The 25,273-nt window shown below is 64.0% G+C and carries 25 protein-coding genes and 1 riboswitch; of the genes, 15 read left to right on the top strand and 10 right to left on the bottom strand.

Annotated elements, in window-relative coordinates; translation table 11 throughout:
- Window positions 1-33 precede the first annotated feature (33 nt).
- On the bottom strand, window positions 34-780 hold the full coding sequence (gene ydfG, locus NE850_RS14305) for a bifunctional NADP-dependent 3-hydroxy acid dehydrogenase/3-hydroxypropionate dehydrogenase YdfG (RefSeq protein WP_007179117.1): 747 nt from the start codon (window positions 778-780) through the stop codon (window positions 34-36).
- 241 nt (window positions 781-1,021) lie between these two features.
- Window positions 1,022-1,130: riboswitch (ZMP/ZTP riboswitch) on the top strand.
- A 166-nt stretch (window positions 1,131-1,296) separates the two neighbouring features.
- Between ydfG and glyA the strand changes: the two genes are divergently transcribed.
- The 7 genes from glyA (at window position 1,297) to NE850_RS14270 (ending at window position 6,180) form a co-directional block, all read left to right on the top strand.
- Complete coding sequence (gene glyA / locus NE850_RS14300) at window positions 1,297-2,544, top strand: serine hydroxymethyltransferase (protein ID WP_165184490.1); 1,248 nt, start codon at window positions 1,297-1,299, stop codon at window positions 2,542-2,544.
- 6 nt (window positions 2,545-2,550) lie between these two features.
- On the top strand, window positions 2,551-3,033 hold the full coding sequence (gene nrdR, locus NE850_RS14295; RefSeq protein ID WP_007179115.1) for a transcriptional regulator NrdR: 483 nt from the start codon (window positions 2,551-2,553) through the stop codon (window positions 3,031-3,033).
- 197 nt (window positions 3,034-3,230) lie between these two features.
- Entirely contained in the window at window positions 3,231-3,797 is a 567-nt protein-coding gene (locus NE850_RS14290; protein WP_405044837.1) for a GspH/FimT family pseudopilin, read from the top strand.
- Complete coding sequence (locus NE850_RS14285) at window positions 3,794-4,240, top strand: hypothetical protein (protein WP_165184495.1); 447 nt, start codon at window positions 3,794-3,796, stop codon at window positions 4,238-4,240. The genes NE850_RS14290 and NE850_RS14285 overlap by 4 nt, the downstream gene beginning before the upstream one ends.
- The gene (locus NE850_RS14280) at window positions 4,237-5,046 is read left to right on the top strand and encodes a PilW family protein (protein WP_197740200.1); all 810 of its coding nucleotides are present in this window, start codon (window positions 4,237-4,239) and stop codon (window positions 5,044-5,046) included. The genes NE850_RS14285 and NE850_RS14280 overlap by 4 nt, the downstream gene beginning before the upstream one ends.
- On the top strand, window positions 5,043-5,660 hold the full coding sequence (locus NE850_RS14275) for a pilus assembly PilX N-terminal domain-containing protein (protein ID WP_007179112.1): 618 nt from the start codon (window positions 5,043-5,045) through the stop codon (window positions 5,658-5,660). Before NE850_RS14280 ends, NE850_RS14275 begins: the two co-directional genes overlap by 4 nt.
- A gap of 10 nt (window positions 5,661-5,670) precedes the next feature.
- Window positions 5,671-6,180, top strand: a complete 510-nt coding sequence (locus NE850_RS14270) for a type IV pilin protein (RefSeq protein WP_165184497.1) — start codon at window positions 5,671-5,673, stop codon at window positions 6,178-6,180.
- Here the strand turns inward: NE850_RS14270 and NE850_RS14265 are convergent.
- The 3 genes from NE850_RS14265 to NE850_RS14255 all read right to left on the bottom strand — a co-directional run bounded on the left by NE850_RS14265 (window position 6,174) and on the right by NE850_RS14255 (window position 7,574).
- Window positions 6,174-6,653 (bottom strand): DUF3318 domain-containing protein, encoded by a 480-nt coding sequence (locus tag NE850_RS14265; protein WP_007179110.1) that lies wholly within the window; start codon window positions 6,651-6,653, stop codon window positions 6,174-6,176. The genes NE850_RS14270 and NE850_RS14265 overlap by 7 nt on opposite strands.
- A gap of 99 nt (window positions 6,654-6,752) precedes the next feature.
- Window positions 6,753-7,139 carry a phage holin family protein gene (locus tag NE850_RS14260; RefSeq protein WP_007179109.1) on the bottom strand — a complete coding sequence of 129 codons (387 nt, stop codon included), beginning with the start codon at window positions 7,137-7,139 and terminating at the stop codon, window positions 6,753-6,755.
- 132 nt (window positions 7,140-7,271) lie between these two features.
- A complete protein-coding gene (locus tag NE850_RS14255; RefSeq protein ID WP_007179108.1) occupies window positions 7,272-7,574 on the bottom strand; it encodes a YqjD family protein in 303 nt (100 codons plus the stop codon).
- A gap of 342 nt (window positions 7,575-7,916) precedes the next feature.
- Here NE850_RS14255 and NE850_RS14250 point away from each other — a divergent pair, with 342 nt between their 5' ends.
- Complete coding sequence (locus tag NE850_RS14250; RefSeq protein WP_007179107.1) at window positions 7,917-8,555, top strand: peroxiredoxin; 639 nt, start codon at window positions 7,917-7,919, stop codon at window positions 8,553-8,555.
- 140 nt (window positions 8,556-8,695) lie between these two features.
- On the opposite strand, the gene NE850_RS14245 is transcribed toward NE850_RS14250, so the two are convergent.
- A complete protein-coding gene (locus NE850_RS14245; RefSeq protein WP_007179106.1) occupies window positions 8,696-9,886 on the bottom strand; it encodes an acyl-CoA dehydrogenase in 1,191 nt (396 codons plus the stop codon).
- Between the two features lie 103 nt (window positions 9,887-9,989).
- Here NE850_RS14245 and NE850_RS14240 point away from each other — a divergent pair, with 103 nt between their 5' ends.
- Window positions 9,990-10,775, top strand: a complete 786-nt coding sequence (locus NE850_RS14240) for an IclR family transcriptional regulator (protein WP_310698876.1) — start codon at window positions 9,990-9,992, stop codon at window positions 10,773-10,775.
- Window positions 10,776-10,823: 48 nt separating this feature from the next.
- Here NE850_RS14240 and NE850_RS14235 read toward each other — a convergent pair whose 3' ends face one another.
- On the bottom strand, window positions 10,824-11,657 hold the full coding sequence (locus NE850_RS14235) for an EAL domain-containing protein (protein ID WP_007179104.1): 834 nt from the start codon (window positions 11,655-11,657) through the stop codon (window positions 10,824-10,826).
- 337 nt (window positions 11,658-11,994) lie between these two features.
- Here NE850_RS14235 and NE850_RS14230 point away from each other — a divergent pair, with 337 nt between their 5' ends.
- From NE850_RS14230 to fahA, 3 genes are read left to right on the top strand one after another with little or no spacing between them, the layout of a single operon-like run.
- Window positions 11,995-13,359: an aromatic acid/H+ symport family MFS transporter gene (locus NE850_RS14230; protein WP_007179103.1), complete on the top strand. Its 1,365-nt coding sequence runs from the start codon at window positions 11,995-11,997 to the stop codon at window positions 13,357-13,359.
- A gap of 34 nt (window positions 13,360-13,393) precedes the next feature.
- Entirely contained in the window at window positions 13,394-14,740 is a 1,347-nt protein-coding gene (gene hmgA, locus NE850_RS14225) for a homogentisate 1,2-dioxygenase (RefSeq protein WP_165184502.1), read from the top strand.
- Window positions 14,737-16,047, top strand: a complete 1,311-nt coding sequence (fahA, locus tag NE850_RS14220) for a fumarylacetoacetase (protein WP_310698875.1) — start codon at window positions 14,737-14,739, stop codon at window positions 16,045-16,047. Before hmgA ends, fahA begins: the two co-directional genes overlap by 4 nt.
- A 129-nt stretch (window positions 16,048-16,176) precedes the next feature.
- On the opposite strand, the gene NE850_RS14215 is transcribed toward fahA, so the two are convergent.
- The 3 genes from NE850_RS14215 to NE850_RS14205 form a co-directional block, all read right to left on the bottom strand.
- Window positions 16,177-17,337 (bottom strand): MFS transporter, encoded by a 1,161-nt coding sequence (locus NE850_RS14215; protein WP_007179100.1) that lies wholly within the window; start codon window positions 17,335-17,337, stop codon window positions 16,177-16,179.
- Between the two features lie 64 nt (window positions 17,338-17,401).
- Window positions 17,402-18,568 (bottom strand): MFS transporter, encoded by a 1,167-nt coding sequence (locus tag NE850_RS14210; protein ID WP_007179099.1) that lies wholly within the window; start codon window positions 18,566-18,568, stop codon window positions 17,402-17,404.
- A gap of 191 nt (window positions 18,569-18,759) precedes the next feature.
- Window positions 18,760-19,584 (bottom strand): crotonase/enoyl-CoA hydratase family protein, encoded by an 825-nt coding sequence (locus tag NE850_RS14205; protein ID WP_007179098.1) that lies wholly within the window; start codon window positions 19,582-19,584, stop codon window positions 18,760-18,762.
- An 88-nt stretch (window positions 19,585-19,672) separates the two neighbouring features.
- Here NE850_RS14205 and NE850_RS14200 point away from each other — a divergent pair, with 88 nt between their 5' ends.
- A complete protein-coding gene (locus NE850_RS14200) occupies window positions 19,673-20,287 on the top strand; it encodes a plasmid fertility inhibition factor family protein (protein WP_007179097.1) in 615 nt (204 codons plus the stop codon).
- Here the strand turns inward: NE850_RS14200 and NE850_RS14195 are convergent.
- On the bottom strand, window positions 20,284-21,282 hold the full coding sequence (locus tag NE850_RS14195; RefSeq protein WP_007179096.1) for a 2-hydroxyacid dehydrogenase: 999 nt from the start codon (window positions 21,280-21,282) through the stop codon (window positions 20,284-20,286). The two genes, NE850_RS14200 and NE850_RS14195, sit on opposite strands and share 4 nt — an antisense overlap.
- Window positions 21,283-21,713: 431 nt before the next feature.
- On the opposite strand from NE850_RS14195, the gene aspT (NE850_RS14190) reads away from it, so the two are divergent.
- Both aspT (NE850_RS14190) and aspT (NE850_RS14185) read left to right on the top strand, forming a co-directional pair.
- Window positions 21,714-23,396 (top strand): aspartate-alanine antiporter, encoded by a 1,683-nt coding sequence (gene aspT, locus NE850_RS14190; RefSeq protein ID WP_007179095.1) that lies wholly within the window; start codon window positions 21,714-21,716, stop codon window positions 23,394-23,396.
- 141 nt (window positions 23,397-23,537) lie between these two features.
- Window positions 23,538-25,220 (top strand): aspartate-alanine antiporter, encoded by a 1,683-nt coding sequence (aspT, locus tag NE850_RS14185; RefSeq protein WP_007179094.1) that lies wholly within the window; start codon window positions 23,538-23,540, stop codon window positions 25,218-25,220.
- Window positions 25,221-25,273: the final 53 nt, after the last annotated feature.

Here is a 25,273-nt window from a genome sequence, read left to right as displayed (position 1 = left end):
CTGTTTCAAGATGTGCGCCCCGCCTGGCGGGCTTCAGCCGCGATAAACGGACAAACCGGCGAACGCTTGAGCCACCGGCATCAACTCGATCGTGTTGATATTGACGTGCGCCGGGCGGGTGGCGATCCAGTAGATCGAGTCCGCGATGTCTTCGGGTGTGAGCGGTTGCACGTTTTCGTACACTTTGGCGGCCTTGGCGTCGTCGCCGCGAAAACGTACGTTCGAGAACTCGGTGCCGCCGCACAGGCCCGGCTCGACGTCGGTCACCCGAAGCGCGGTGCCCGCCAGATCGGCGCGCAGATTCAGGCTGAACTGACGCACGAACGCCTTGGTGGCCCCGTAGACGTTGCCGCCCGCGTACGGCCAGTTGGCCGCTGACGAGCCCAGATTGAAAATGTGGCCGCGATTGCGTTCCACCATGCCGGGCAGCAAGGCGTGCGTGACCTGCACGAGGCCTGTGCAGTTGGTCTCGATCATGGTGTTCCAAGCGTCGAGACTCGCTTTTTGCGCCGGCTCCATGCCTAGCGCGAGGCCGGCATTGTTGACCAGCACGTCGATGGCGGCAAAGCCGGCGGGCAGCGCGGCCGGCACGGCTTCGACGGCGGCGCGGTCGCGTACGTCGAGTTCGTACGGCAGAAGCGCGTCGCCGAGCTCGTCGGCGAGTTCCTGCAGACGGCCTTTGCGGCGTGCTGTGGCGACGACACGATGGCCGCCCTTGACGAAGGCGCGAGCGATAGCGGCGCCGAATCCCGCTGACGCTCCGGTGACGAACACGATCATGGCAGTAGTTCCCTGGCTGGTAGGAGAGAAAGATCCCAAGCCTACTTCCATTGCGGCACTGCGGCAAGGATGAACCAGCCGTACGAGAGGCTGCGGCAGGGACGCACAGCGGGCTCTCATCGGGCTTTGGTCAGACCTTTGCGCGCCGCCCAGGAGGGCTCTGCAGGCGGTCCGGCGGGCACCGGCGGCAGCCGCCGGAAGCTGGTTGCCTATTCGATCCGCTTCCAATAAACTAACGCGCTCATCCCTGCGTGACTGGCGATAGAACCGGTTCAAGCAATCGGATTCAAGGTGGAGCAACCCACCGTGAAGCGCAGGGTGCCGTTTTGCCGTTCGCCTGGGCAGCCGTGATCCGCGCGCATTGATCTGCGCTGACGGTGGCTGTCCTGCCTCGCGTGTGCGGCGACTCTCCATCCGCCACGTCAGGGCTGGCCCAGCCGCCAGCAGCGCTGCGTACCCTCTACGCAAGATTCGGCGCACGATCCGGTCAACCTGAACACAATCAACGGAATCCGTATGTTTGACAGAGCCCAAAGCACCATCGCCAACGTCGATCCTGAACTCTGGAAGGTCATCGAGCAGGAAAACCGCCGTCAGGAAGAACACATTGAACTGATCGCGTCGGAAAACTACACGAGCCCGGCTGTCATGGCTGCGCAAGGCTCGCAACTCACGAACAAGTACGCCGAAGGGTATCCGGGCAAGCGCTACTACGGCGGCTGCGAGTACGTAGACGTCGCCGAGCAGCTGGCGATCGACCGCGTGAAGCAACTGTTCGGTGCGGAAGCCGCCAACGTGCAGCCGAACTCGGGCTCGCAGGCCAACCAGGGCGTGTTCTTCGCCGTGCTCAAACCGGGCGACACGATCATGGGCATGAGCCTCGCGCACGGAGGCCACCTGACTCACGGTTCGCCGGTCAACATGTCGGGCAAGTGGTTCAACGTGGTGAGCTACGGCCTGAACGAAGCCGAAGACATCGACTACGAAGCCGCTGAGAAGCTCGCTCAGGAACACAAACCGAAGCTGATCGTGGCGGGCGCCTCCGCGTTTTCGCTGCGTATCGATTTCGAACGCATGTCGAAGATCGCCAAGTCGGTCGGCGCGTATTTCATGGTCGACATGGCGCATTACGCCGGCCTGATCGCCGCGGGCGTCTATCCGAATCCGGTGCCGCACGCAGATTTCGTCACCACCACCACGCACAAGAGCCTGCGCGGCCCGCGCGGCGGCGTGATCCTGATGAAGGCTGAGTTCGAAAAGCAGATCAACTCGGCCATCTTCCCGGGCATTCAAGGTGGACCGTTGATGCACGTGATCGCCGGCAAGGCCGTCGCGTTCAAGGAAGCGCTCTCGCCGGAGTTCAAGGTGTACCAGCAGCAAGTCGTTGAAAACGCGCGTGTGCTGGCGGAAACGCTGGTTAAGCGCGGTCTGCGCATCGTGTCGGGCCGCACTGAAAGCCATGTGATGCTTGTCGACCTGCGTGCGAAGAAGATTACCGGCAAGGCTGCGGAAGCTGCACTGGGTGCTGCTCACATCACGGTCAACAAGAACGCGATTCCGAACGATCCGGAAAAGCCGTTCGTAACGAGCGGCGTGCGCCTCGGCTCGCCGGCCATGACCACGCGCGGCTTCGGCGTGAAGGAAGCGGAGCAGGTGGGTAACCTGATCGCCGACGTGCTGGACAACCCCGAAGACGCAGCCACGATCGAACGTGTGCGCGCGCAGGTCGCCGAGCTGACCCAGCGCTTCCCCGTTTATCGTTAAGCCGCCATGCACTGCCCCTTCTGCCGTCATGCCGATACGCAGGTTGTCGACTCGCGCGTATCCGAAGACGGCGCAACGATTCGCCGGCGCCGCCGCTGCCCGGCCTGCGACAAACGTTTCACCACGTATGAGCGGGTCGAGCTGGCGTTGCCGTCGGTCGTCAAGAAGGATGGCAGCCGCACGGAATTCGACCGCCGCAAGATCGTCGCGAGCATGCAACTGGCGCTGCGCAAGCGCCCAGTGGCGGCAGACGCGATCGAAGCGGCGGTTGCCCGCATCGAGTATCAACTGCTCGGTAGCGGAGAGCGCGAAGTACGCAGCGAGCGCCTCGGCGAACTCGTGATGAACGAGTTGCGTGCGCTCGACACCATTGCCTACGTTCGGTTCGCTTCCGTCTACCGGCGCTTCGAAGACGTCTCCGAATTCGAAGACGTGATCGAAGAATTTCGCCGCGCCTCCTCTCCTCCCAAGCCTTCCCGCAAACGCTGAACGCAGTCGCATCTCGCGTTGCGTTCGAGCAGCCGTTTTTTCCTGCGTAGTTTTTTCGCGCATCCGCATCTCCCCGCCGTTATGGTGTCGCGTGCATTTTTGCGCGGGATAGCGTCTGAGTGCTACCTGGCCGTTCGGCCGATTGTTGAGCGAGTTGCAAGTCGCTAGATTGGCTGCATTCTTCGAATCGATCAGGGATGCAGATGAAGTGGAACGCAGTCCGTCCGCCGCGATACCGCGGCTTCACGCTTGTCGAAACGCTGACCGTAGTGGCACTACTGGCCGTGATTGCCGTAATGGGCACGCCGTCGTTTGTAGCGTGGTACGTGCGCGATCAGGTCGATGCGCGTGCGAAGGCGCTTGCCTCGACGTTCGCTTATGCGCGCAGTGAAGCGCTACGGCAGGGCGCGCGTGTCACTGTGTGCCGGACCGACGCGGCGCGGCGTTGTCTTGCAGCGGGTCAGCCGTGCGGCAGCGGTGTCGCTGACTGGTCCTGTGGCTGGGCTGTCCTGGCCGAACGGGGCGGCGCGTTATCGCTATTGCGTGCGCAGCCGCCGCTTGCGGCCGTCAGCATTACTGGCACGCAGACCAATCTCACGTTCACGCCGCCGGCGGGGCAATTGATCGGCACCTTCCGCAGTTTCGATATTGCGCCGCGCTCGGCGTCCAAGGCTACGCAAGGGGCCGGGTGGCGTCGCTGCATTCGTATCGCAGCGGGCGGTCGTGCGCGGATTACCGAGGGTGCATGCGGAGCGGCATCATGAGCCGGTCTTCGCAGAACCCGCATTCGCGCTGCCGCGAATCGACGTGCGGCGGCAGTTCATTGATCGAGGTCATGCTGGCTGTTGCGTTAATGGCGGTCACGGCGCTGGGCTTGATCGCCGGTCAGTTGTGGACGGCGCGTGAAGCCCGCGCGATGGCTATGCGCGAACACGCCGCATGGATAGCCGATTCAGTAGCGGAAGCGATGTGCGCACCCTCCGCGGGCGACTCCGCAATGAGGCAATGGAGCGCGCGGGCAGCGCTGGTCTTGCCGCAGGGCGAAGCCTCGGTGCGTGACAACGACGGTGTGTCCGCCGCGCGAGTCACGTGGACTGCGTTGCGCGACACGCCGCGTTCCGACGATGGGATCGACAAACCCGCGCCCTGCGGCGGAGCGGATCTTCCCGTGGGCTCGTCATGCGTAGCGCTGGCGTTTGCAAGATGATGCGGCGGTCGAATCCTGCACGCGGTCATACGCTGGTCGAATTCGCGATCGCAATGGCGCTCGGGCTGCTGGTGACAGTGGGGGCCGTCTCGCTCTATACGACGCAGCGGAGCGCATTCGACCACGCGAGCGATGCGATGCGGATCCGCGAAGCCGGTCTGATCGCGCTGACGCTGATTGGCCAGCAATTGCAAATGGCCGGCTTCGTACCCGCGGACGTCTCACGGTACAACAGTCCCGCACCGCTGTTCGGGTGCTCGGGGGGCAGACCGACCGGCGCCGACGATAGTCTCGCCTGCGAGAGCTTGCCCAGTCATTCGGACGGTGTCGCGGTCCGCTATGCCGGTGACAACGTCTCCACCTGGCCATCCGCCAGCGGGCAAACAACGGACTGCCTCGGTCAGGCCGTGACCAGTAGCGGCGCGGCGCTCGGCGAAAAAGGCGTGCCGGTCGTCAACCGGTTTTTCGCCAGAGTCAGCGCTTCGACCGGTGAACCGGAGCTTTACTGCGAGGGCAACGGCAAGACAGGGTCCGCGCAACCGCTTGTGGAGGGTGTCGAGCGCGTGCGGATTCGGTATTGGCTGGCTGGTGCGTCGGCGGCGATCGACGCGTCGGCTGTGACGGCCGATCAATGGGCGAAGATCGTCGCCGTCGATCTCTGTGTGCTCGTGCGTGGCGTGCCGCAGGGGCAGCGTTCGCGCTATGTCGATTGCGACGGCGTAAGCGCTCTCGCCACCGATTCACGGCCGCACCAGGCATTTTCGCGGCGTGTAGCGCTACGCAACCCTACGGAGGACTGGCGGTGACAAATCGACGCATCGAACAGCCGCAGCACCGCGCGGACAGAGAAGGACTGTGCTCTGGGCGCCACGACTACGCGGCAAGCTTTGCACGCATGACTCGAACGGTGTGCAACGGTCCACGCAGCCGGCAACTCGGTGTGGTCCTACCGATCGTCCTGTTGATTTCAACGATGATGCTGGCCACTTCCGCGGCCTGGTTCGAGACATCGCTTGCGGCCGCGCGTGGCGCCACCAACGTTCGCGAGTACCTGCAGGCTTTCCATGCCGCGGATTCGGCGCTGGCTTTGTGCGCCCGCAGTGTCATCGCGGCGGCAACCGTCCAGACCTCGGCACCGCCGCCGATCGCATCCGGCGAGCCCACCCAATGGAAACTTGAAGCCGCGTTCGAAGCCGGCGCCGTCGTGCCCGTGGCGCAATGGCCCGAGTCGCTGCGGCCGCCGCAGTGCCTGGTCGAGGCCTGGCGTCTTGCCAGTCGCGTCGATGCTCGAGCGTACTTATTGACGTCGCGCGGCTTCGGCCGAACGAAGGAGTCTCAGGTGTGGCTGCAGATGGAGTTGGTGATCGATGGAGACAAGATTGAACGTCATTGGCGCCACGTTGCCAGCCGGCCTTTTTGACGGAGGCTTCATGAAGCCGCATACATCCGCCTTCACGCTGCTCGAATTGATGATCACGCTGGCGATCGCCGCCGTGCTGGCCGTGTTCGCCGTGCCTTCGTACCGCAGCCATGTCGCACGAACGCATCGAATCGATGCGGCGTCCGCGCTCTATCGCGCGGCCCAATTCGTCGAAGGAACAACGAGCGGCAGCGTGCCGACATTACCACCGGGCCTCGATCAGGCGCCGCAATTCGGCACGCCTGTCTATCGCCTGCACGTGCTGCCCGCGGACGATGCCAACGGTGGCTACGCGATAGAGGCCGCGCCGAGCGAATCCGGCCCGATGCGCGACGACACATGCGGCATTTTCACGCTCGATGCCACAGGATTGCGTGGCAACAAAAGCGGGACAAGTGGTGGGGCCGGCGGCGGAGCAAACGGTGGGCCAAACGCGTCGACACCTGCCGGCGGCGATTGCTGGAATACAACCTGGCGAACCGGCAGCCCGCAAACGGTAGCCCGCATCAAACCTCAATAACCGCTATCCGCCGAGTCCGCCTTGTCGTCAGACGACGCAGCAGACTCCTGCTTCATCTGCTGCCAGATCCGATACGCTTCCCACCCGGCGAGGCCGAGGCTGCCCCACTTGAGCAAGGGTTTGGCGCCGGCTGCGACCGTTGCGCGCAGTGGCTTGGCGAGGATAAGCGAAGCGATGGAACTGATGATCGGATACTGTTTGAGCAGGGCACCGATGGTCCCCGCGTTGATAAAGCCCGCCTTCGAGCCCTTGCCAACGCGCATGCCGCCGAAGCCCGGCAGTACGAACTTGAGCCAGCTGAAGTGGGTAACCGCCTGCCGCAATTCGATGGTCGCCTGCGCAAGTTCCATACGCTCGACATCCGCGCGCACCAGCAGCAGTTCCTTGCGCAGCGCTCGCAAATGAGGTGCGCTCAGGTCTTTGGCCTGGTGGCGCTTGTTACGGAATGCGGTATCGGAGTGGATCTGGCTCATGGCGTGTCGGCGGCAGTGAAGGTGGGACGATGGAACGGTGCTGCAAAGTCGCGCGAGATTCTTAAGGGAAGACGCAGGGCACGCCGTTGCGCCTCCCGGTCATGGTTTGCGGAACACGTCGCGGTCTTTTTCGAACTCGGCAATGGTCGCTTCGAACACCATCGGCGCGTTGCGCAAACCGCTGCGCGCTTTCAGCGCACAGGCTAATCCTGCGACCGCATAGACCGCGGTGATGCTGGCGAGCGCTTGCCAGCGGTAAGTGTCCCAGAATGCAATGGCGATCAGTGCCGTGAGCGCGATCAAGGCCATGGTGGCGAGCATCATGGCCGCGAGGCCAAGGAACAGCACGCCGAGCAGACGGTCCTTTTCTTCGGCGAGTTCGATGCCAACCAGTTCCAGCCGCGTTTGCAGAATGGCAAACACGGAACCGATTATGCGGCGCAAGGGACTATGTTCTCCGCGCTGCGATTGTGTGTCGATCGTCATGGCTGTGGGCGTTGCGCGTGAAGGCCTGAACGGCGCGCGCGCGCGCCAGGAGAAGCGGACCGGCCAGGCCTGCGCCGGTCAACCCGATTCGCTGGTGGGCCGGGCGGGATACGCCCGGCGCCTTGGCCAGCTTTACTTGCGGTTGATCAACAACCCAAGCAGCACACCGGCGCCCGCGGCGATGCCGATGGATGCCCACGGGTGCTCGTGCACGTAGTCGTCGGTAGCGCGCGCTGCTTTCTTGCCTTTTTCGACCACGACGACCTGAACGTCAGCCGCCTTTTCCTTGGCCTGCTTCAGGCGCGTCAGCGCTGTTTCACGAAGTTCCGAAGCGCGCTCGCCGGTGGCGCTCGCGGCCTGTTTCAGCAGATCTTCAGCGTCCGCGAGGACGGTTTTGATATCCGACATCAATCTCTCCTTGTTGATTTCCGACATTGACAGCTCCCCTTCGTCTCACGCCACGCGTGAATCGTAACCAAAGAAACGGCCGCTGGCGAGCGCAGGGCTCGGTTGGTTCACAACTTCGCACGAACCGTTCCCGGTTGAAGCATAGCCACAAAAAACTCCGCCGCCCGCACTATGTGAGGCGAAGTTTGCCTGAGATGGAGTTGATCTGGCCCGCAAAGTTTCCACTAAATCAGTGAAAATTACAAAAACGCATAAAGTAGTGACGCGATGTTCGTTCGTCATATACCGTCGCTCCCGTATGCTTTATCTTTGCGGGGCGCCGTCGGTGAATGCTCGCGCGGCAATGTCCAAACCTTTAGGAGATACATGATGAGTCTACGTCTTGGCGATATCGCGCCGGATTTCGAGCAACAGTCGAGTGTCGGCCCGATCAAATTCCATGAGTGGCTGGGCGATAGCTGGGGTGTGCTGTTTTCGCATCCCGCTGACTTCACGCCGGTGTGCACGACCGAACTCGGGCTGACCGCGAAGCTCGCCGACGAATTCGAGAAGCGCAACGTGAAGACCATCGCGCTGTCGGTCGACAGCGCCGAGTCGCACAAGGAGTGGATTAAAGACATTAACGAGACTCAAGCGGCCAATGTCGGCTTCCCGATTCTCGCGGACGGCGACCGCAAGGTTTCCGAGCTGTACGACATGATTCACCCGAACGCGAACGAAACGCTGACCGTGCGCTCGCTGTTCGTGATCGACCCGAAGAAGAAGGTGCGTCTCATCATCACCTATCCGGCCAGCACGGGCCGTAACTTCGACGAAGTGCTGCGTGTGATCGATTCGCTGCAACTGACCGACAGTCACTCGGTTGCAACACCGGGCAACTGGAAGCAGGGCGATGACGTGGTGATCGTTCCGTCGCTGAAGGACGAGGAAATCATCAAGCAGAAATTCCCGAAGGGCTATAAGGCGCTGCGTCCGTATCTGCGCATGACGCCGCAGCCGAACAAGTAAGCGGTCGATGAATCGCGAAGCGCGCCGTTAGCTGCGGCGCCGCGTCGAAGGAAAACAAAAAAGCCAGTCCACTTGTGGACTGGCTTTTTTTCGTACTGCGCAAACCAGCCACGACCGGCGGAATCAGCGCATCCCCGGGTTCAGAAGAAAGCCTGAATGCCCGTTTGTGCGCGCCCGAGAATCAGCGCGTGAATGTCATGCGTGCCTTCATAGGTGTTCACCACTTCCAGATTCACCAGGTGCCGCGCGACGCCGAACTCGTCCGAGATGCCGTTGCCGCCGAGCATGTCGCGTGCAAGCCGCGCGATATCCAGCGCCTTGCCGCATGAATTGCGCTTCATGATCGAGGTGATCTCGACAGCCGCGGTGCCTTCGTCCTTCATGCGGCCGAGACGCAGCACGCCTTGCAGCCCGAGCGTGATCTCGGTCTGCATATCGGCGAGCTTCTTCTGGATCAGCTGGTTCGCGGCGAGCGGCCGGCCGAACTGCTTGCGATCCAGCACGTACTGGCGCGCGGTGTGCCAGCATGCTTCGGCCGCGCCCAGCGCGCCCCAGGCAATGCCGTAGCGCGCCGAGTTCAGACAGGTGAACGGACCGCGCAAACCGCTGACTTCGGGGAAACGGTTTTCTTCCGGCACGAACACTTCGTCGAGCACGATCTCACCGGTGATCGACGCGCGCAAACCCACCTTGCTGTGGATGGTCGGCGCCGACAGTCCTTTCCAGCCCTTCTCCAGAATGAAGCCGCGGATCGCGTCCTTGCCGTTTTCTTCGAGCTTCGCCCACACCACGAACACGTCGGCGATCGGTGAGTTGGTGATCCACATCTTCGAGCCCGACAGCGAATAGCCGCCGTCGACCTTTTTGGCCCGCGTGACCATGCTGCCCGGATCGGAGCCGTGGTTCGGCTCGGTCAGGCCGAAGCAGCCGATCCATTCGCCGGTGGCGAGCTTCGGCAGGTATTTCTGCTTCTGCGCTTCCGAGCCGAATTCGTGGATCGGCACCATGACCAGTGACGATTGCACCGACATCATCGACCGGTAGCCGGAATCGACGCGCTCCACTTCGCGCGCGATCAGGCCATAAGCGACGTAGTTCAGGCCGGGGCCGCCGTATTGTTCGGGAATCGTCGGGCCGAGCAGTCCGAGCTCGCCCATCTCGCGAAAGATCTCGATGTCGGTCTTCTCATGACGGAACGCTTCGAGCACGCGCGGCTGCAACTTGTCCTGCGCGTAAGCCGCGGCGGCGTCGCGCACCATGCGTTCGTCTTCGGTGAGCTGCTGATCCAGCAGCAACGGGTCTTCCCAGTGAAACTGCGCGGCCTCGGCCATGACTTATCTCCTGATTCCTTGCTTGACGAAACGTGCGTGAGCTTGACTTAAGTTCCGCTATGCGAAACAATGTTTTGCAAAACACGTCCGAGTGTACCACCCCATGGCGCCTGCATCCACTCTCTCCGAACCGCTCGACGAGCGCAAATTCGTCGTCGCCCTCGCACGCGGGCTGGATTTGCTGCGCGCGTTCAAGCCGGGAGAAACCATGCTCGGCAACCGCGATTTCGTCGAGCGCACGGGTTTGCCGAAGGCGACGGTCAACCGTCTTGCCTACACGCTGACCGTGCTCGGCTATCTGCGGCTGGACGAAACCCTGGGTAAATATGCGCTCGACGCCGGTGTGCTGTCGCTCGGATTCGCGCTGCTCTCGGGCACGGACACGCTCGAACTGGCACGCCCGCATATGCGCACGTTCGCGCGCGAGGTGGGCGCGGCGGTCTCGCTCGGTTGCCGCGACGGGCTCGACATGATCTATCTGGAGACGATCCGCAGTGAAACCGCGCTGACGCTCGGGCTGGCTTCGGGCTCCAAACTATCGATGCTGACGAGTTCGATGGGGCGCGCCTATCTCGCTGTGCAACCGCTCGACGCGCGCGTCGCGTTGCTGGCGGAACTACGGAAGGCCGCCGGTAAGGAAGGCGACGCATTGGTCGCCGACGCGCAGAAAGAAATCGCCGCGTTTGCCGCGCAGCGCTGCTGCTATTCGTTCCGCGCGTGGCACGACGATGTCAATGCGGTCGCGGTGCCGTTTCGCGAGCCGCGTGAAGGTCGCTGGCTGGTGCTGAGTTGCAGCGGGCCGGCTTCATCGATGGGCGAAGAGGTGTTTCGTGACAACGTCGCGCCGCGGCTGACGGCGCTTGCGCGGCGGCTAGGCGACACGGGCTGAAGCGGCTGCGCGCGCAGCCGGCTCCGCGCGGGTCAAGCTCCGCGTGGCTCAAACCGCCCGGTCGTGATAATGCGCGTTGAACAGCGGTCCCTGCACGAAGCGCACGTCGTACTGCTGCAAAGCCTCGAACTGCGCTTCATCCACTACGCGATTGAAGATCAACGGAATCCGCAGGCGGCCGGCGTAACCGACTAGCGGTTTGACCGTCGCGTCGCGCAAAGCGGTCCCCGCATCCATCTTGAGGAAGTCGAGCCGCGCGGTTTCCGATACCGACAGAATCTGTCCCGCGTTGGACAGGTTGCCGGCCACCTTGAAGCCATAGTGCTGATAGCTCTTGGTCAGATAGCCGAGAAAGGTCTTGTGCGCGACCGCCGCTGCCGGCAGTTCGATCACCACCCGCGACGGGTTCAATCCGAACGACACCAGCACGGTCGAAAAATGCCGGCCGTGGTCGTACTTCACACTCTTGAGCAGCCGCTCGTGCACACGCAGAAAGAGCAGCCCATGCCGCTGCGCGCCGAAGAAATTGATGGCGTGCAGCGCGCGTGACATGCGGTCGAGCGCGACGAGATCCCGATCGTCGGCGATCCGGTCGAACGGATCGAACACGTCGGACGGCGCGGCGTCGAGCCGGTGCGTGACGGCCTGAAAGCCGAGTTCGTCGCCGAAACGATCCACACCTTCGACCCCCGACGAGAGCGACTGCGCCAACGCATGCACGCTGATATCGAAGATCGGCTCATAGCCGCTGACCAGTTCGAAGCCGTTGAACTGCGCCAGCGCGACGTCGTGATGCAAGCCTTGCCCCATCATCAGATGCGCGCCGAGAAACGGATGATCGGCGGCGCGGGCAATGAGGTCGGGGATGGTCGGCGGAATCATGTAGACGTGTAGATGGCGGTAGAGAGGCGCTCGGCACCGCAATCGTGCCGCACCCAATGATGGTAGCAGTCCGCACCGCGCTCACATGAACAAATTGCTCATAACGTTATCCGTCCGACGCTTGTATCTACGGGCGGTTCTGGGGTTTTGAGACAGTTTTTCAGGGTATACGTTAATTTCACTATGCGTAATTAGTTTTACCATACGTAAATTGTGGCGTGGCTGCGGTGGCGGGAAAGTGTGTGCCGCGCGCACCGTATGCGCAGAACACCGGTGTTCTCCGGGCGTTTGAGCCGCACGCCACTCAACAATCCAGTCAGCAGGAGGGGACGACCCAATGAGCGAGAAACCGGCCACGGCCGCCACCAATGTGATCGAAGTCGAGCGCGTGCTTGCCGAAACGCATCACCCGGCATTCCAGTTGATGCTGCTCGTGCTATGCGGGCTGTGCCTCGTGATCGACGGCTTCGACGCACAGGCTATGGGCTACGTCGCGCCGAGCGTGATCGGCGAATGGCACGTCTCGAAAGCCGCGCTCGGTCCGGTGTTCAGTGCGAGTCTGTTCGGCATGCTGCTCGGCGCGCTCGGGCTGTCAGTGCTGGCTGACCGCGTGGGCCGCCGGCCGGTGCTGATCGGCTCGACGTTCTTCTTTGCGCTGGCGATGCTCGCCACGCCTTTCGTCACGACGATCCCCGCCTTGATCGCGTTGCGCTTCATCACCGGTCTCGGGCTCGGCTGCATCATGCCGAACGCAATGGCGCTGGTCGGCGAATTCTCGACGCCCGTGCATCGCGTCAAGCGCATGATGCTGGTGTCGTGCGGCTTTACGGTGGGCGCTGCGCTCGGCGGCTTTATCAGCGCCGCGCTGATTCCGGCCTATGGCTGGCGCTCGGTCTTCTGGGTCGGCGGCGCGGCGCCCTTGCTGCTGGCGCTGGCAATGCTCGTCGTGTTGCCGGAGTCGCTGCAATTCCTGGTTCTCAAAGGCCACAACGAGCGCGCGTTGCGCTGGCTCGCGAAGTTCAACCCGATGCTGCCGATCGACGCGAACACGCGTCTCGTCGTGCGTGAGAAGGGCAATGGCGGCGCGCCGGTCGCCGAGCTGTTTCGCGCCGGCCGTGGCCCGGTGACGTTGATTCTGTGGGCGATCAGTTTCATGAACCTGATCGATCTGTACTTCCTGTCGAACTGGCTGCCCACCGTGATGCGCGACGCCGGCTATTCGCCGAGCACCGCCGTGCTCGTCGGCACAGTGCTGCAGACGGGCGGTGTGGTCGGCACCTTGCTGCTCGGCTGGTTCATCGAACGCTTTGGTTTTGTGCGCGTGCTGTTCGTGTGCTTCGCGGGCGCCGCGCTGGCGGTCGGCACGATCGGCACGGTGGCGCATATGTTGCCGTGGCTGCTGATCGTCGTATTCGCGGGCGGCTTCTGCGTGGTCGGCGGACAGCCGGCGGTCAACGCGCTGGCCGGCCATTTTTATCCAACCTCGCTGCGCTCGACAGGGATTGGCTGGAGCCTTGGTATCGGCCGGATCGGTTCGGTGATCGGACCGCTGATCGGCGGTCAGCTGATCGCGCTCAACTGGTCGAACGCTTCGCTGTTTCATGCGGCGGCGGTGCCGGTGTTGTGTTCCGCGCTGCTGGTGATCGGACTGGCCGCCGCGACGCGCCAGCGCGGCCGGCCGTCCGAGCCGCGCACCGCGTGAGATGACGAGATCGAGTATCAACGGAGAACCTTGCATGGATACCCCAACACGTAAGCCGAACACTGCCAGTTCGCGGCTCGAAATCGAGCCGGGCTATCAGTCGGGTTTCGCGAACGAATTCGCGACAGAGGCCTTGCCGGGCGCATTGCCGGAAGGCCGCAACTCGCCGCAACGCGCGGCCTATGGTCTGTACGCCGAACAGGTGTCGGGCACGGCGTTCACTGCGCCGCGCGCCCACAATCGCCGTTCGTGGCTGTACCGGATTCGTCCGGCGGCCGTGCACAAGCCGTTCACGCCGCTGCCCTCGGAGCGGCTCGTCGCCAACTTCGCCGAGGTGCCGCCGACACCGCCGAACCAGTTGCGCTGGGATCCGTTGCCCATGCCGGCCGAGCCGACCGATTTCATCGACGGCTGGGTGACGATGGCGGGCAACGGCGCGGCGGAAGCGATGAACGGTTGCGCCATTCATCTGTACGCGGCGAACCGCTCGATGCAGGACCGCTTCTTCTATAGCGCCGACGGCGAGTTGCTGATCGTGCCGCAGGAAGGGCGCCTCGATATCGCCACCGAACTGGGCCGGCTCGAAGTCGAGCCGTTCGAGATCGTGGTGATTCCGCGCGGCGTGCGCTTCGCGGTGAGCCTGCCGGAGGGCGCGGCGCGCGGTTACATCTGCGAGAACTTCGGGGCGTTGCTGCGTTTGCCGGACCTCGGCCCGATCGGCTCGAACGGGCTCGCCAACCCGCGCGATTTCCTCACGCCGCATGCGGCCTATGAGGATCGTGAAGGCGACTTCGAACTCGTCGCCAAGCTGAACGGCAACCTGTGGCGCGCGGATATCGGCCATTCGCCGCTCGACGTGGTGGCGTGGCACGGTAACTACGCGCCATACAAATACGACCTGCGGCGCTTCAACACGATCGGCTCGATCAGCTTCGACCATCCGGACCCGTCGATCTTTCTGGTGCTGCAATCGCAAAGCGATACCCCGGGCGTCGATGCGATCGACTTCGTGATCTTCCCGCCGCGCTGGCTGGCTGCGGAAGATACGTTCCGCCCGCCCTGGTTCCATCGCAACGTCGCGAGCGAGTTCATGGGCCTCGTGCACGGCGTGTACGACGCGAAGGCCGAGGGCTTCGTGCCGGGCGGAGGGAGTCTGCATAACTGCATGTCGGGTCACGGCCCGGATGCGGACACGTTCGAAAAAGCCTCGCATATCGATACGTCGAAACCGATGAAAGTCGGCGACACAATGGCCTTCATGGTCGAAACGCGCACGCTGATCAAGCCGACCCGTTTCGCGCTCGAAACCGCGCAATTGCAGGCGCATTACTACGAGTGCTGGCAAGGCCTCAAGAAACATTTCAATCCGGAGCAACGATGAACGCATCGAGCGATCTTCAGGCGACGCTCGATCCGTCGCGTAAAAGCTGGGTCGAGTCGGCCAACCATCCGGCCAACGATTTTTCGATTCAGAATCTGCCGTTCGGCATTTTCAGCGACGGGCTGAATGCGACGCGCCGCGTGGGTGTCGCGATCGGCGACAGCATCGTCGACCTGGCCGCGCTCGAAAGCGCGGGTCTGCTGAGCGTGCCTTCAACGGGCGCGGGCGACAGCGTATTCGTGCGCGACGCGTTGAACGATTTCATCGCCCTCGGCCGTGACGCATGGCGCAGTGTGCGTGTCCAGTTGAGCAGGCTGCTGTCGCGCGATGACGCGACGCTGCGCGACGACGCCGAGCTGCGCGGCCGCGCGCTGATCCGCCAGGCCGACGCGCAATTGCATCTGCCGGTGCAGATTCCGGGCTACACCGATTTCTATTCGTCGAAGGAGCACGCGACGAATGTCGGCTCCATGTTCCGCGATCCGAAGAATGCGCTGCTGCCGAACTGGTCGGAGATGCCGATCGGTTACAACGGACGCGCGTCGTCGGTGGTGGTGAGCGGCACGCCCGTGCGTCGTCCTAATGGGCAGTTGAAGCTGCCGGACCAGGAGCGTCCGGTGTTCGGCGCGTGCCGCAAGCTGGATATCGAACTGGAAACGGGCTTCGTGATCGGCGCGGGCAATGCGTTGGGCGAGCCGGTTGCTTGCGCGGATGCCGAAGCGCATATCTTCGGCTTGGTGCTGCTGAACGACTGGAGCGCGCGCGATATCCAGCAGTGGGAATACGTGCCGCTCGGGCCGTTCAACGCGAAGACCTTCGCGACCACGATCTCGCCGTGGATCGTGACGCTCGACGCGCTCGAACCGTTCCGCGTCGCGCAGCCTGTGCAAGATCCGCAGCCGCTCGCTTATCTGCGGCACGACGGCGAACATGCCTTCGACATTACGCTGGAAGTGACGCTGCGCCCGCAGCAGGCAAAGCAGGCGAGCACGATCACGCGGACCAACTTCAAGCACATGTACTGGACGATGGCGCAGCAGCTCGCGCATCACACGGTATCGGGCTGCAACACGCGCGTGGGCGACCTGATGGGCTCGGGCACGATCAGCGGGCCGACGGAGGATTCCTTCGGCAGCCTGCTCGAATTGACGTGGAACGGCAAGAAGCCGCTGGAGTTGCAGGAAGGCGGCACGCGCGGTTTCATCGAAGACGGCGACGAGCTGACGCTTGCCGGCTGGTGCCAGGGCGAGGGTTATCGGGTGGGCTTCGGCGTGTGCGTCGGGGAGATTTTGCCGGCGCCGAAGTGACAGTGACAACGCGCCGTTAGCATCAGCACGGACGGCGCGCGATGAAAAACGGGGAAGCCATTTGGCGTGGCTTTCCTGTTGTTCTATTTGTGGATCGCCATGCAGGGGCGCTGTGACAAAACCTGCCGATCAACCCGCAACCCGCACCGGCGCACGCCGCTTCTCCCACCAAACCGCGGCAAGAAACGCCATCGCCGCCACGAGCAGCACAGCGACCACCGCGTCGTTACCAACGCCCTTCATCAGCGCACCGGCCACCAGCGGGCCGCCGAAACTGGCCGCGCTCCACGACGCGCCCACCAGCGAACTGGCCGACACCAGCGCGACGCCGCGAAAGCGCTCACCGCAGGCCACCAGCGACAGCGTGTAGATCGCGCCCGCCGCCGCGCCGAGCACATAGAGCAGCGGCCAGCAAAGCCACGGCGAAGTGACCGCCCACGGCAGCAATGGCAGCAACGCCACGACGACCACACCGCAACCGATATGTACGCGCTCGCGCCCCAGCCGGTCGGCGAGCCAGCCGATCGGAAATTGCATCGTCGTATCGCCGAGCAGCAGAGCCGAGGCGAACAGCACGGCCACCTCGCTCGCAATGCCGTGCGACATCGCGAAAAGCGGCAGCAACGAGAGCGCGATCGTGTCGAACAACGCGAAGAACCCGGTGCCGATCACGAGCGCCGGCATCTGCGGCAAAACACGACGCCAGCTGCCGTGCGCCGCGTGCTCGTCCCCGGACGCTTGCGGCGTCGTGCGGATCGTGGCGAGCATCGGCAGCGCCAGCAGGAAGATCGCGCCGCACATCAGGAACCGCCAATGCGTGAAGCCGGCGATCTGACTCACCAGCACGGGCCCGGCCATCTGGAACAGCGTGAAGTTCGTCGCGTAGATGGCGACCACCCGGCCGCGCGAAGCGTCGTCGGCCAACTGGTTGACCCAGGCTTCGCCGATCGTGAAGAGAAGCATCAGTGCCGCGCCGCACAGCACGCGCAACACGGCCCAGAGCCAGAGGTTCGAAGTGAGTTGCATCAGCGCGGTGGCGAACGCCACCACCAGCACCGCGCCGACGATCACCTGGCGGCCGCCGAAGCGCGCCGCGATCCAGCCGGCGAGCGGCACGATGACGAGCCCGCCGCCTGCTTGCGCGGCGGTCAGCAGGCCGACCACGTCGGTGCCATAGCCGGCTTGCGTGAGCGAGAGGGCGGTCAGGGGAAGTGTCGCGCCGCTGCCGAGTCCGACCACGGCGACACTGAGGATCAAAGCGAGGAAATCGCGGGTGAGGGTAACTTTCATCGGCCGAGATGCTACTACGGCCGCGAGTCATGCGCATCCGCGCGGGGCGCGCGGATGAGAGCGGCTAGCCCGCCACGGCGACCCGTTGCGCGCGCCGCTCGATCGACACCGACCACAGCGTCAGCGCCAGCGCGCCGATCGCGGTCGCCACGCCGACCCACGGCAGCGTGGTGAGCGGTGCGCCCGCGCCGATCGCCATGCCGCCTAGCCAGGCGCCCGTTGCGTTGCCGAGGTTGAAGGCGCCCTGGTTCAAGGTCGAAGCCAGATTCGGCGCATGGCTCGCGCGGTCGACGATCAGCATTTGCAGCGGCGGCACGATTGCGAAGGCCAGAACGCCCCACGCGAAAATCGTGATCATCGCCGGGATCTCCGAGTGCATGGTGCCGGCGAAGATGGTCAGAATCACCACGATAGCCAGCAGAAACGCCACCAGCGAAGGCATTAGCCGCCAGTCGGCGAGCTTGCCGCCGAGCGTGCTGCCCACCGTCAGGCCGAGTCCGAATAGCAGCAGCACGAGAGTGACCGAGTGCGGCGTAAACCCGCTCACGTCTTCGAGAATCGGCGTGATGTACGTGAAGGTGGAAAAGAGACTCGCCGACGCGAGCACGCTGATGCCGAGCACCATCAGCACTTGCGGATTCTTCAGCACGCTGAATTCGTGGACGAGGCTCGCCTTCTGCATCTCGATCTTCGCCGGCAGGCACGCGGCGAGCGCGGCGGCCGCGACGAGACCGATGCCCGTCACCGCCCAGAAGGTGGCGCGCCAGCCCACCGCCTGGCCGAGCGCGGTGCCGAGCGGCACGCCCAGCACGTTGGCGAGCGTGAGGCCCGTGAACATCAATGCGATGGCTTGCGCGCGGCGGTTCGGCGCGACGAGGCCTGCAGCCACCACCGAGCCGATGCCGAAAAACGCGCCGTGGCAGAACGCCGTCACGATGCGCGCGGCCATCAGCACCGCATAACCCGGCGCAACCGCGCACAGCAGATTGCCGACGATGAACACGCCGATCAGACTCATCAGCGCCTTCTTCCGCGGCATGTTGGCGACCGCGATCGCGACGATCGGCGCGCCGATGGTGACGCCGAGCGCGTACGCCGACACCAGCATGCCGGCCGCCGGAATCGAAACGGACAGGTCGCGCGCCACGTCGGGCAGCAGTCCCATGATCACGAATTCGGTGGTACCGATTCCAAAAGCGGCAACGGCAAGGGCGAGCAGAGGCAAAGGCATGATGAAGGAGCGTGAATCGGCGCGACGGGAGCGCCGCGCGGCCGGCGCGCGTTTTCGGGGCGAGCACGCGTGCGCCGTACAAAGGAGTGAAACAGTAGGGGATTCTACCTAAGTCAAAACAGGCTTGCTGGTCGTAAGGGCGGTTGTTGTTTTTCGCTGAAAACGGCGGCGTGGCCGGTGCCGGCGGGTGTCTAGCGTGGGTCGCCGCCGGCATCGCGCATGTTGCCGTGACGGCCCGAGCCTTCGGCAAAACGCGCCGCGCCGGCGATACCTTCTTCGAAGACGGCTTGATAGCCCCCCGTGCCTTCACGACGCAGCGCTTCGGGGAGATCGTCGAGCAAGCTGTTTTCCAGCACGGAGCGGCGGTCCGCGAGCAATGCCGCCTGCGGCAAGGCCGCCAGCTCGGCGGCCAACTGTTCGGCTGCGGCGCGCGCCGTGCCTTTGGCTACCACGCGGTTGGCGAGTCCGAAGCCGAGCGCTTCCTGCGCGCTCACCGCGCGGCCGGTCAGAATCAGGTCCAGCGCGCGTGACAGGCCGATCAGACGCGGCAGGCGAATCGTGCCGCCGTCGATCAGCGGAATCCCGACGCGCCGGCAGAACACGCCGAGCACGGCGTCTTCTTCGACCACTCTCAGATCGCACAGCGCAGCCAGCTCCAGACCGCCCGCAACCGCATAGCCCGCGATCGCGGCGACCACCGGCTTGCGGAAGCTCGTGCGCGTCGGTCCCATCGGGCCGGGGCCGCTGCCGTCGGCGTGCAGTTCGTTGCGGCGGGTGTCGTCGGCGAGAGCGGTCAGGTCCGCGCCGGCGCAGAAAGTGCCGCCCGCGCCGAACAGCACCGCCGCGCGCCAGGCCGGCTGGGCTTCGAAGCAGGCGAACGCGGCACTGAGCGCCTGGGCAACCGGCCGATCGACAGCATTGCGGCGCGCGGGCCGCTCAAGGACGATCGTGGCGACGCCGATATCCTCATTAGCTTCGATGCGCACGTGGTCATTGAAATTTTGCGTGGTTACCATCGTTGTCTCCATAGCGGTCCGCGTTTGCCTGTTCATCCGGGTTTTCGCGCAGTGTGCTCATGCAGCGTAGTTAATACCGTGGCCTGTCATGCTTCTTACACAATCGGCTCGTAGCTTTAGCGCTCTTCTAACGCGCTGGCGATTTTTCACCAGCTTATCGAGCCTGCCTTTGCCCTTGTCCAATTCATCGTCAACCGCCGCGCCGGCTTGTGCTGAGACGGTCTGGATCGTGCCGCTGCAAGAGCATTCATGGTACGACCATGTGCGCCTGAAACGCGTCTTCGTCACGGACGGCACGCGGCACCAGGTGGTACTCGTCGACGTGCGCAAGCTGCTCGCCTGCGCCGATCGCGACAACACCGATTATGTTTTAAAGCCGGTCGCCGAATGGCATTCCGGCAAGGTGCGCGGCATTCGCGAGTTTCTCGATCCGGAAAACTCGCGCGTTCCACAGATGCCTTACGTGACCATCTCGACGCGTCGCGCGCCGGGGCTGCTCGGCTGGGTCGGACTGGAGCGCGAAGGCGTGGTGGCGTTCCGCAACGGCCAGCATCGCGCGCGTTATCTGGCCGCGGCGGGCGCGCGCTGGTTTCCGGTGGAAGTACACGAGCGTGAGGCGCTGTTGCTGCGCGAACTCTGCGGCGCGGCGGACGACGCGCGCACGGTGGTCCGCGCCACTTCGCTGAACAGCGGCGGCGCCTAGGCGGGCGCGCCCACCACGTTGAGCGGCGTGCCGTTTCGCCATGCAGCGACATTCGCGAGCGTGGTCTGGGCGATCTCGCTCATCGCCTCGCGGGTGAAGAACGCCTGGTGCGCGGTGACGATCACGTTCGGGAACATCAACAGACGCGCCAGCACGTCGTCCTGTAAGGGCAGGTTCGAATGATCCTCGAAGAACAGGCCGCCTTCTTCCTCGTACACGTCGAGCCCGAGGTGGCCGAGCTGGCCGTCCTTCAAGGCGCCGATCAGCGCATTGCTTTCGACGAGGCCGCCGCGGCCCGTGTTGATCAGCATCGCGCCGCGCTTCATTCTGGCGAGCGCTGGGCCGTCGATCAAATGGTAGGTGCCCGCCACCAGCGGACAATGCAGACTGACTACGTCGGACCCGGCAAGCAGCGTGTCGAGCGGCACATAGCGGGCGCCTAGCGCGAGCAGGTCGTCGGCGGGCGTGCCGGGATCGTGCGCGAGCACCTGCATGCCAAAGCCCGCCATGATGCGACCGAATACGCGACCGATCATGCCGGTGCCGACCACGCCCACGGTCTTGCCGTGCAGGTCGAAGCCGAGCAGTCCGTGCAGCGAAAAATCGCCTTCGCGCGTGCGCGCGGCGGCGCGCGGCAGGCGCCGGTTCAGCGCCAGAATCAGGCCGACCGCATGCTCGGCCACCGCGTGCGGCGAGTAGGCGGGCACACGCGCGACGGTGATGCCGAGACGCGCGGCCGCGTCCAGATCGACATGATTGAAGCCCGCCGAGCGCAACGCGATCATGCGCGTGCCGCCGGTGCGGAGCCGCTCCAGTACCGCCGCATCGACGTTGTCGTTGACGAACGGGCACACCACCTCATAGCCCTGGGCGAGGACGGCTGTCTCGCTGTCGAGGTGCGATTCCTGGAAATGCAGTTCGTAGCGGTGCGACGCATTGGCTTCGGTGAAGGTGTCGCTGTCGTACTGGCGGCTGCTGAACAGAATGATGCGCATATCGGGCTCCGAGGAAAACGTACGGGCGCTAAAGCTCATTTTTTGCGAAGACGAATTGGCAGGGAGTTGAAAATAATATTGACAGCCTTGCCGAACTACCATATTTATTAAAAAGCAGTCCCGAGAAAGCATGTTCACTCATGCTGTAATAATTGGCCATCAGCAGACTATGTCTTTTTCACAGCGTTAGGCAACTTCGCGAGGAAAGCGTGACTGTCGAGCTATCGGAAAGCTGTTCCAGTGCCGCGCTGCAATGCGGCATATCCCCTCGGACGCGACTCGCGTCATTCCATTGCCTTAAATTATGTTTTCACTCAATCGCTATGCCGGTTGAGTGATGTGGGCGTCATACTGGCTGAAATGAATTCGTTGGAATTCTTCGAATTTTTTTTCAGCCTCCTGCTAATAACCCCGTCAATCGGCGAGCCAACATGATCGGTGAATTGCTGAGATCTCAACCCGAGATCGCGCTGTTCGCAAGCCTTGCAATCGGATATTTCATTGGTTCGTTCCGCATTGGGCCCATTCAGCTGGGCGGCGTGTGCGGCACGTTGATCGTGGCGTTGTTACTTGGGCAGACCGGCGCGCGCCTTGCCCCCGACCTGAAGAACATCGCTTTTGCGCTGTTCATCTTTGCGCTGGGCTTCACCGGCGGCCCTCAATTCTTTGCCAACATCGGGCGCGGCTGGCGCTACGGTTTGTTGTCGGTGGTCGAAATCGTTTCGGTGCTGGTGCTGATCATGATCGCGGTGACCGTCATGCGGCTCGACGCCGGCACGGCCGCTGGTCTGCTGGCCGGTGCGGCGACGGAGTCGGCCGTGATCGGCACGGCTTCCGAAGCGATTTCCAAGCTCGGCTTCAGCGAGGTGGAAACGGCGCGCCTGCAGGCCAATATCGTGACCGCATACAGCGTGAGCTACCTGTTCGGCCTGATCACCATCGTGCTCTTCACGAGCCAGTTCGCGCCGCTGCTGCTGCGCATCAATCTGCGCGACGAAGCCGAGCGCGTGTGGCGCAAGCTCGGCGGCGACGGCGCGTACGGCGAGGGTCAACTCGCCGCCGCCCCGGCGCTCGTGGGCCGCGCGTTCCACGTCGGCGCGGCCGCCGGCGCGACGATCCGGGCGTTCGAGCAGCAGTACGGCTTCAATCTGACGGTCGAGCGCGTCCGGCGCGACGGCGCGAACGTGCCGGCCGAGCCGCAACTCACGCTCGCGCCCGGCGACGTCATTCTGTTGGGTGGGCGGCGTGAAGCGATCGTGGCGGCTGCGGCCGCTCTCGGCGAAGAAGTGAACGGCACGGACTTCGGCCAGGTGATGGCCGAGAAGCTCGACGTGGTGCTGACGCGCCGCGACCTGCACGGGCTGACGGTCGCGCAGGTACGCGAACAGGCGACGCCCGAAAACGGACGCGGCGTCTACATTGCGGCGGTCACGCGGCTCGAGACCACGGTGCCCGCGCTGCCCGGCACCGAACTCAATCGTGGCGACGTGCTGACGCTGGTGGGCGGCAAGGCCGACGTCGAGCGCGGCGCGAAGCGTCTGGGCTACGTGGTCGTGGCCACGCAGAAGACCGACTTCGTTTATCTCGGGCTCGGCGTGCTGGTCGGCATGGCGATCGGCCATCTCGGCGGGCGGATCGGCGGCGTGTCGGTCGCGCTCGGCACGGGCGGCGGCTGTCTGTTGTCGGGGCTGCTGTTCGGCTGGATCCGTTCGCATTACCCGGTGATCGGTTCGCTGCCTTCGGCGGCGGCGCAAATTCTCAAGGACTTCGGCCTTGCCACTTTCATCGCCGCAGTGGGTTTGTCGGCCGGACCGGACGCGATCAAGCTGGTGCGCGAATACGGTCTGGCGTTGCCGGTTGCCGGGATTCTTATGGTGCTCGTGCCGGGTCTGCTGTCCCTTTGGATCGGTCGCATGTTCCTCAAGCTCGAAGCACCCATGCTGCTCGGCGCGATTGCCGGCCAGCAATGCAGCACGCCCGCTATCAGCGCACTGGTGGGCGTCACAGGCAACTCCACCCCTGTGATCGGCTACACGATCACGTATGCACTCTCGAACATTCTGTTGCCGCTGATGGGGCCGGTGGTAGTTGGTCTCGCCGGGAAATTCCACTAGGCGGGCAGATGTACCGGCCGTGGCGCGCCATGCCACGGCCGGCAGACGCGGCACACGGCATGCGCGAAGCGACACGATTGCGCCACATATGCACAGGCAGCACCCAGTACTCAGTATCGCCAACTATTCAGCGAGGGCACGATGGACTGGCTACATCATATCTTTCAGAAATCACCCGAGATTGCGCTGTTTCTGTCGCTCGCGGCCGGCTACTTCATCGGGCAGATCAACTTCGGCAAATTCCAGTTGGGCGGTGTGGGCGGGTCGTTGCTGGCCGCGGTTGTGATCAGTCAGGCGGGGGTGACGATCGACAACGGCGTGAAGTCGGTCATGTTCGCCGTCTTCATCTACGCGGTCGGCTATGACTCCGGTCCGGGCTTCTTCAACTCGCTGAACCGCAAGACGCTGCGTGAGATCGCAATGGCCGTCTTTCTGGCCGTCACCGCGCTGATCACCGTGGTGGTATGCGCGAAGGTGTTTCACCTCAACAAGGGGCTCGCCGCCGGACTCGCGGGGGGCGCGCTGACGCAGTCGGCGATCATCGGCACGGCGGGCGACGCGATCGCGCGTCTCGGCCTGCCCGCCGATCAGGTCAAGTCGCTGCAATCGGACGTGGCGATTGCCTACGCGGTGACCTACGTGTTCGGCTCGTTGGGCGCGATCATCGTGTGCGTGAATATTCTGCCCAAGTTCATGGGCCAGGGTTTGCGCGAAGCCTCGGTCGAAGTGGAGCGCGAACTGACGGCGGGCGCGGCGGCCGCCGGACCGGGGCAACTTTCTGCGTTGCCCGAGATGGTGGGGCGCGCGTACAAGATCGATGTCAGCGCCGGGAAAACGGTGAAGGCCGTCGAGACTCTGCATCACGACCTGTTGACGATCGAGCGGATCAAGCGCGACGGCCAGCCGCTCGACCCGGCGCCCGACCTGGTGTTGAAACCCGACGACGTGGTCCTCGTGGTCGGCCGCCGCGAGGCGGTGGTCGAATTCGGCGCGGCCGGAGGCGAAGTTGCCACCGTGGAGGACGTAGGCGCCGTCATGCAGACACGCGAAGCCGTGTTCACGCGCAAGGGCATGAATCACACGACGATCGCCGCCGCGCGGGCCGTGGTGGATCGCGATATGCGGCACGGCGTCTATATCCAGAGTATCTCGCGCGTCGGTCAGCCACTGCCGGTCCTGCCGGAGACCAAACTGGAGCACGGCGACGTCATCACCTTCTACGGTTCGCCGAAAGACACCAAGCGCGCCGTCGAGGCAGCCGGCTACGAACTGCCGTATAGCAACAAGACCGATTTCATCTACATGGGTGTCGGCATTGTGCTCGGCTTGTTGATCGGGCTGATCGTCGTCAACGTGGCCGGCATTCCGCTCACCCTCGGTTCGGGTGGCGGCTGCCTGCTGGCCGGGTTGCTGTTCGGCTGGATGCGCGGCAAGCATCCGATGTATGGCGCGATGCCTTCCGCGGCCTCGCAGTTGCTGAAGGACTTCGGCCTTGCGGCCTTCGTCGCGGTGGTCGGTTTGAACTCCGGCTTGCAGGCCGTGGTCACCGTCAAACAGAGCGGCATGACGATCTTCCTGCTCGGCGTGTTCGTCACGTTGTTTCCGCTATTGCTCACCATGCTGTTCGGCCGCTACGTGCTGAAGTACAACAACTCGGCCATCCTGGCCGGCGCGCTGTCCGGCTCGCGCAGTGCGAATCCGGCATTCGGCGGCGTGCTCGACAAGGCCGAAAGCGCTGTGCCGACCGTGCCGTTCGCGATCACGTATGCCATCGCGAACGTCGCGTTGACGCTGCTCGGCCCGCTCGTGGTCGGGCTGGTCTAGCGCACGTCTATCGATCTCTCTTACGCCGGCGTCAATCGGGCGATCATTCGTCG

Origin of the sequence: Paraburkholderia sp. USG1 (assembly GCF_031570135.1) — a bacterium.
In the GTDB taxonomy this organism is placed as follows: domain Bacteria; phylum Pseudomonadota; class Gammaproteobacteria; order Burkholderiales; family Burkholderiaceae; genus Paraburkholderia; species Paraburkholderia dioscoreae.
Note: the sequence above shows the minus strand (reverse complement) of the source record. Positions and strands in the feature narration are given on the sequence as shown.